This window comes from Ferruginibacter sp. (genome assembly GCF_031430955.1).
In the GTDB taxonomy this organism is placed as follows: Bacteria; Bacteroidota; Bacteroidia; order Chitinophagales; family Chitinophagaceae; genus Ferruginibacter.
Genome location: NZ_JANPCM010000601.1, coordinates 1 through 7056 on the forward strand (window position 1 = coordinate 1; position 7056 = coordinate 7056).

Here is a 7056-nt window from a genome sequence, read left to right on the forward strand (position 1 = left end):
TAAAGCGCTTAAAGTATCCGTTGCCGGGCCGGGAATACTTTCTGCCAGTTTAAAATTTTCGTAATCTTCCACATCGCAGAAATATAAGGAGGTAAATAATTCCTGCAGGCAAACAATTTGTGCACCAGCGGCAGCAGCTTCTTTTATTTTTTGAATTGCTTTATTTATGTTTTGCTGTTTATCTGCAACACAACTCATTTGCACCAAAGCTGTTTTTACTTTTGCCATATTTTTTATTTAAGAGTTTCAAAGATAAAATAGAATTACAACAGTTCGTTTACATGTTTTTGGATATTGGCACACATTTTATCCATTGGTAAATCATTACTATCTGTACCAAATGGATCTTCAATTTCTTCTGCCACCAGTTCTAAACTTGCCAGCACATAAAAAATAAATGCCACAACAGGAATTACCAGGTAGCCGAGATTGTAAACATATCCCCAGGGCAACGTCATTACATAAAAGAAAATAAATTTTTTAAGAAAAGCACTGTAAGAAAATGGGATAGGGGTATTTTTTATGCGTTCGCAGGCTCCACATATATCTGTAAATGACAGCAGCTCGTTATTGATAACAATTAATTGTTCGCCTTTTATTTTGCCTGTTTCAAAAAGCGTATTTGCTTTTTTAAAAAGTAAAGCCGCCAGTTGATTAGGTACATGCTTGTCATGATCTATTTCATTTAACTCTTCATGAATTTTTTCATCCAGTTCCAATCTGGTTGATTCGCTGCGTAAGTGATTTTTTAATGCAATAGCATATTGCGGAATTGCGGTTTTAAAAAACGTGCGGTTTTGTATGTCGCTTTTTGGCAGCATTGCATTCATCTTAAGCGCAAGGTTACGGCTGTTATTTACCAGCGAACCCCATTGTTTGCGGCCTTCCCACCATCTGTCGTACGCTGTGTTGGTTCTAAAAACAAGTAATAAAGAAATAACAAAACCCAGCAGGCTGTGCATTACTACAATATTTTTTACTTTATTGCCGTCGCCCCATTTCCAATAGTTGATCTCAAAAAAAGCAATAATGCCGGAGTAAAAGCATATCAACAAAATCATGGGCCACAGTTTTATAAATGTATCCGATTTATGAAAACGGAAAATAAAACTCAGCCAGTCTTTAGGGTTATATTGTATCATATTTTTTTATTGATATGCAAATGTAGTTACAGTTAATTAGTTTTACTTTCATTGTATAAAATAATAATTATGCTTTTTGTAATAGTGGCGGCGCTTATCTTTTTTGGTATTTATCTTGCAAAACCAAAATTTAAAAATAATATAACTCCGGCAGGCGATGATGTTTTTGTAAACGATATCATACTCAACGGTAGTATTGCTTTTTTTCGGGGACTTGATAAAAAAGAAAAACAACAGTTTGAGGCAGAAGTAACTGAATTTTTAGGCAACGTAAAAATTACCGGAGTTGATACCACTGTGGAAAATCTTGACAGGATACTGGTTGCCGCAAGTGCAGTAATACCGGTGTTTGCTTTTCCCGAATGGAAATATTATAATTTAAAAGAAGTGTTATTGTATTCGGATACTTTCAATAATAATTTTCAAACAGAAGGAGAAGAAAGGAGCATTATGGGAATGGTAGGCAGTGGGTACATGGAAGGTAAAATGTTATTGTCTAAGCATGCTTTACACCAGGGGTTTAAAAACGATTCGGATAAAAACAATACTGCTATTCATGAATTTGTTCATCTTATTGATAAGGCTGATGGGGATACCGACGGTATTCCAAAACAATTGTTATCTAAACAATACACTATTCCCTGGCTGGATATGACCTATAAAAAAATGCAGGAGATAATAAATAATAATTCTGATATCAATCCCTATGGCAGCACCAGCAAAGCAGAATTTTTTGCTGTAGCAGCGGAATATTTTTTTGAGCGGCCCGATTTGCTGCAGCAAAAACATCCTGAATTATATACATTATTACAACAAATATTTCAGCAGGATCCCGAAGTGCAATTGCAAAAATTAAAAAGTAAAATTGGACGTAATGATTTATGTTATTGCGGCAGTGGATTAAAATATAAAGATTGCCATTTAAAAGCAGATAATGAAAGTCGTCAGTCGTGAATGTTGAATCTTGAGAATACGCTGCGATTACTCAAACTTTTATATTCACAACTGACGATTCACCATTCAAGTCTCTTATTGTTGTTCTATCAATTGTATTTCGCAATTAATTCTTACTTCATCGCTAACTACTACACCGCCGGCTTCTGTTACTGCACTCCAGGTTAAGCCATAATCTTTACGGTTTATTTTACCGTTAATAGTAAAGCCTGCCTTGGTGTTGCCGTACGGGTCTTTAACTACGCCGCCAAACTCTACTGCAAGTTTAATGGGCTTGGTAACATCTTTTATAGTAAGGTTGCCATACAATTCGTACGAGCCATCGTTATCAACCGACTCGTATTTAGTGGCTGTAAATTTTAACTGGGGAAATTTTTCCGCATCAAAAAAGTCGGCGCTCTTAAGGTGGCCGTCTCTTTGTTCGTTTCCTGTACTTACCGAAGCTGCTTCTGCAGTAAAAGAAATTTTTGCTTTTGTAAAATCTTCATCCTCTGTTTGGGCATCAACAGTAAAAATATTAAAGCTGCCGGTTACATTGGTAATCATAAGGTGCTTTATCTTAAATTGTATTTCGCTGTGGGTAGGGTCCACAACCCATTTTTTTGTTGCCATAATTGTAATTTTAATGCAAGATAGTATAATTTAATGTTTAAACATCAAATATTTTTTTATTAACAATAAATTCATAGATGATTTAAAATTGGTGCGGTTGCTAAATATTTATAATTTCAAACAATTAAAATGCCAGTTATACGTTTTCAGCTATTAAACATTACCTTAAACTGCAATGCATGAACTTTACCCTCGCTTTTAACAACTGCTTTAAAAATACCAACAGTAATTATAAGAATATGCAACACAAAACATTAAAAAATGTTATTGCCTGCGGCATTTTAGGCTTTTTATTTTCTTTTTCGTTACCGGTTATGGCACAAAATGAAAATGATATCAGCACTGCTGAAACCTATGCCAAAAAATATAAGGAAGATGATATTTTATGTACCTCATCCTACCAATTTTTTACTTTTGATAAAGGTAAAAATTCTTTAAATGATAAAGTGGTGGAGATTCAGGAAGACGCTGAATATGAATTTCTTTCCCTTAAGAAATTTTCCAGCATGACCTATCCTGAATTTTATAATAAATTTATTCAGTTAAAAACTTTTAAAAGAGCTTTTAAGTACGGCAACAAATATATTACCTCCGACAGGGGCGGTATAGACCGTTCGGTAACCGACGACGGTATTTTTTTTGATGACAGCCGTGTACAGTTTTATCCTTTACGTTTTAATCAAAAAGGAGATATGGCCAGGATTACGGTAAAAAAAACTTTTACTGATGGTAAATATTTAACCCGTTTATTTTTTAATTCACCTTACCCAATTAAAGAACAGGTTATAGAATTTAAAGTGCCCGAATGGTTAACCGTAGATTTTAAAAGAATGAATTTTGAAGGCAGCAAAATTGAAGTTAAAGAAACTACTAAAGGCGGTTATACTAATTATGTTTTTATAATGAAAGATGTGCCGGCATACAAATCGGAATACAGGCGAATAGGCAAGGCTTTTACCGACCCTCATATAATTGTACAGATAAAATCTTTTGAAAGTAAGGGAGAGGTATTAAAAGGGTTTGATAAAGTTGACGATGTATATAACTGGAACAACCGTTTGTATTTAATGGCTGGCAACGAAAAGGAAAAACTTACTGCACAACTTTCGAAAATTACAGCAGGTAAAACAAATGATATAGAAAAAATTAAAGCCATTTATTACTGGGTGCAGGATAATGTTAGATACATTGCTTACGAAGATGGTTACTCAGGCTACATTCCTTCATCGGCACAGGATGTGCTTGCAAAAAAATATGGCGATTGTAAAGGCATGGCAAATTTACTAACGGAGATGATGAAACTTTCTGGCTACGATGCACACTTTACATGGATTGGCACAAGGCATATTCCTTATCCGCAAAGTACGCCTGCGTTATGTGTAAATAATCATGCCATATGCACTTTAAATTATGGGGGTAAAACATATTACCTGGATGGTACAGAAAGTTATGTACCCTTTGGAGAAAATGCATTTCGCATACAGGGAAAAGAAGTAATGATTGCCAACGGCGATAAGTTTGAAATTAAAACGGTGCCGCCTACCACAGCAAATGATAATAAAATTTATACTAAAGCAGATTTTGTTTTAGCCAACGAAAGTTTAAATGGTAAAGTGAAAGTTACTATTACCGGCAACGAACGCACCGATTTTCACCAGTCGTACCAGGATTTGCCCACCTCATCCCAAAAAGATTATTTAAATGATTATTTAGAATTTGGTAACGATAACATGGTAGCCACAAACGTAAAAACCAGTGATCTTAAAAACAGGGATTTGCCTGTAGTTATAGAAGGCGATGTTGATTTATCCAATACGGTAAATACAATAAGTGGCGATAAATATGTAGGGGTAGATTTCTTCCCTAAAACATTAGATAAATTTATACCTGACGAAAAAAGAGTTGCAGGTTACGATTTAGATGTGCTGGTAAAATTTGAAGATGAAATTGGATTAACCATACCTGCCGATAAAAAATTTATTGATAAGCCGGATAATTTAGAATTAAAATTTGACGGCTATGAGTTTAAAGGAGAATATACTATTACAGGAAATAAAATGGTTTTAAAGAAAGAACTTTCTATAAAAAACAGCATCATAAAAAAAACAGATTTTCCTAACTGGATAAAATTTATTGAATCAATAAAAGAATTTAATAAATATTTTTTAAGCATTACCAAAAAATAAACCCTGCAACGGCAATGAAAATTCAATTTAAAAATATACTCCTTTTATCATCACTGCTTTTTATATGCAGTGCTGTCTCTTTTGCTCAAAATGTTATTGACGAAGATTTTTTAGATAATATTGAAGGCAATGCAAAAATATTGTGGAACGAAAACATACCGGCATTTGCAAACAATACTGTTCCGGATAAATATAAAGATGCATCGGCTGTAGTGTTTGGTTTTAAACGCAGCGTAACTATTGATAAAAAATCGAGAAGTGGCTTTTTATCTAAAGGAGAAAGAAGTTTACATTTTTTTGAGAACGTTCGCTTTAAAATAAAACTCAATGACAGAAACTCAGTAAAATCTTTTACAGAAGTTTATTTTCGTTACAGTGATAAAACAGACGGCTTTAGTGCAAAAATTACAAAGACTGATGGGAGTGTAAAGGCGGTTTCTTTAAATGATGCGGTAGGTGTGGAGTCAGTTTCAAACGTGCCGGAATTTTTTAAAAGTTTTTTCGATCAGCAAAGCGGCAGTCAACGCAGGTATTATAAAGTAGCGGTACCCGATTTAGAGCCGGGGGATATTTTAGAATATGTAACCATAACAAAAAGTAAGTTAGATGTAATGGGTACAGGCTACATAGAGTTTTCGCCGCAATACGAAGTGTGTAATAAAGTGTACCCGGTTTTGTATAACCAGATAATTATGGAAACGGACGATAAATCTTTTTTTAAATCTTTATCCTTAAACGGGGCACCCGATTTTAAAAAGCAGGACGCAAGCGATGCTGATTTTTACCGCTATGTTTTTACAGATACCGACAGGGGGGTGGAAAAAGATGTAAACTTTATTAATACCTACCAGGTTTACCCGCTAACAAAATTTCAGGTAATATATGCCAACAACGAAAAAGTAAAAGGAGCTTTAATAGGAGAAAAAGGAGAAATAAAAAGCGGCTTTACTAAAGAAGAGCTGGCGAAAAAAGCGTGGGAAGATTATGAGCAAACTGGCCGTTCTTATTTTGGCAATTACATGACGGTGCAAAATTTAGTTGACGCCACATGGGCACAGTTAAAAAAACAAGGCGCAAAAGACTGGACAGAAAAAGAATACATCAATAATGTGTTTTATAAATTGAGAAACATTGTTGTAAACAGGGATACTTATTTAAGTGATAAAACTGCAGCTTTTATTTTTGGCTCATTATTATACCAACGTGATATTAAATCGGAACTGGTAATTAGTATTTCAAACTCTACCGGTAAATTAAAAGATGTTTTGTTTGACCAGGAAATAAGGTATGTGTGTAAAGTAGGAAAAGATTTTTATTTTAACTGCACCGATCACAGTAACCCCGGCGATTTAGTGGAAGCACTTTTGGCAAGCGAAGCTTACGTTATTGCAGAGCCTGTAAAAAACAGCGGACAGGATATTAAACCAATTATTTTGCCTGATGCAGCTTTTACCGATAATGTTTCTGACTATACCATCAATGCATCTTTAAGTACAGATATGAATACGCTGATAGTATCAAGAACAAATTCTTTTGTGGGTATAAGCAAAACAAGAAATATTGTAACGGCATTAAAATTTACCCCGTACATGCTGGATGATTACAAGTATTATGGCGGCCCCGACCCTACAGAAAAAATGAAAAGTGCCCAGGAAGATGAATATAATAAATCGGTAAAAGCATTAAAGGATGAGTATAAAGAGGCTAAAATAGAATTGGTAAAAACAGAATTGCAAAACGATTATCAGCAAAAAGTTAAGTATAAAAATTTTGCTCTTACCAGCGATGGCCGTTCGGCAAAACAAAAAACACTGGTGTTTACCGAAGACTTTGAATTGTCGGGGATGATGCGTAAAGCGGGAAAAAAATATTTGGTTAATGTAGCAGGCTTAGTAGGTTCTCAGCTGCAAATAAAAAAAGAAGAACGCACCCGAAAATTCGATATTAATGTGGGCTATGCCCGTACGTTGAACTGGGTAATTAATTTTAAAATACCTGATGGTTACACCGTAGAAGGCGTTAAAGAATTAAATACCAATGTAGATAACGAAACCGGAACTTATACTGCTACCGCCGAAGAGCAGAATGGTACCGTTGTTTTAAAAATTAAAAAGCTGTATAAAAAAGCTAATAACACCAAAGATAAATGGCCATCGATGCTG

Annotated in this window: 6 protein-coding genes; 3 read left to right on the forward strand and 3 right to left on the reverse strand. The window is 34.6% G+C overall.

Annotated elements, in window-relative coordinates; all coding sequences use genetic code 11:
* Positions 1–228, reverse strand: a 228-nt coding sequence (locus tag ACY65O_RS17085; RefSeq protein WP_462222073.1) for a nitrilase-related carbon-nitrogen hydrolase, incomplete at its 3' end; no start/stop codon positions are given.
* 35 nt (positions 229–263) lie between these two features.
* The gene (locus ACY65O_RS17090; RefSeq protein ID WP_462222074.1) at positions 264–1142 is read right to left on the reverse strand and encodes a bestrophin family protein; all 879 of its coding nucleotides are present in this window, start codon (positions 1140–1142) and stop codon (positions 264–266) included.
* Positions 1143–1211: 69 nt separating this feature from the next.
* Between ACY65O_RS17090 and ACY65O_RS17095 the strand changes: the two genes are divergently transcribed.
* Positions 1212–2096: a zinc-dependent peptidase gene (locus tag ACY65O_RS17095; RefSeq protein WP_462222075.1), complete on the forward strand. Its 885-nt coding sequence runs from the start codon at positions 1212–1214 to the stop codon at positions 2094–2096.
* A 75-nt stretch (positions 2097–2171) separates the two neighbouring features.
* Here ACY65O_RS17095 and ACY65O_RS17100 read toward each other — a convergent pair whose 3' ends face one another.
* The gene (locus ACY65O_RS17100; protein WP_462222076.1) at positions 2172–2708 is read right to left on the reverse strand and encodes a YceI family protein; all 537 of its coding nucleotides are present in this window, start codon (positions 2706–2708) and stop codon (positions 2172–2174) included.
* Between the two features lie 179 nt (positions 2709–2887).
* Here ACY65O_RS17100 and ACY65O_RS17105 point away from each other — a divergent pair, with 179 nt between their 5' ends.
* Both ACY65O_RS17105 and ACY65O_RS17110 read left to right on the forward strand, forming a co-directional pair.
* A complete protein-coding gene (locus ACY65O_RS17105; protein ID WP_462222077.1) occupies positions 2888–4894 on the forward strand; it encodes a transglutaminase-like domain-containing protein in 2007 nt (668 codons plus the stop codon).
* A 14-nt stretch (positions 4895–4908) separates the two neighbouring features.
* A partial coding sequence (locus ACY65O_RS17110; protein WP_462222078.1) for a hypothetical protein occupies positions 4909–7056 on the forward strand: 2148 nt, incomplete at its 3' end.

Bases quoted from the DNA above. Each gene is read 5' to 3' on its own strand.
- ACY65O_RS17095 (WP_462222075.1), top strand. From the start codon at position 1,212: ATGCTTTTTGTAATAGTGGCGGCGCTTATCTTTTTTGGTATTTATCTT.
- ACY65O_RS17100 (WP_462222076.1), bottom strand. From the start codon at position 2,708: ATGGCAACAAAAAAATGGGTTGTGGACCCTACCCACAGCGAAATACAA.
- ACY65O_RS17105 (WP_462222077.1), top strand. From the start codon at position 2,888: ATGAACTTTACCCTCGCTTTTAACAACTGCTTTAAAAATACCAACAGT.
- ACY65O_RS17090 (WP_462222074.1), bottom strand. From the start codon at position 1,142: ATGATACAATATAACCCTAAAGACTGGCTGAGTTTTATTTTCCGTTTT.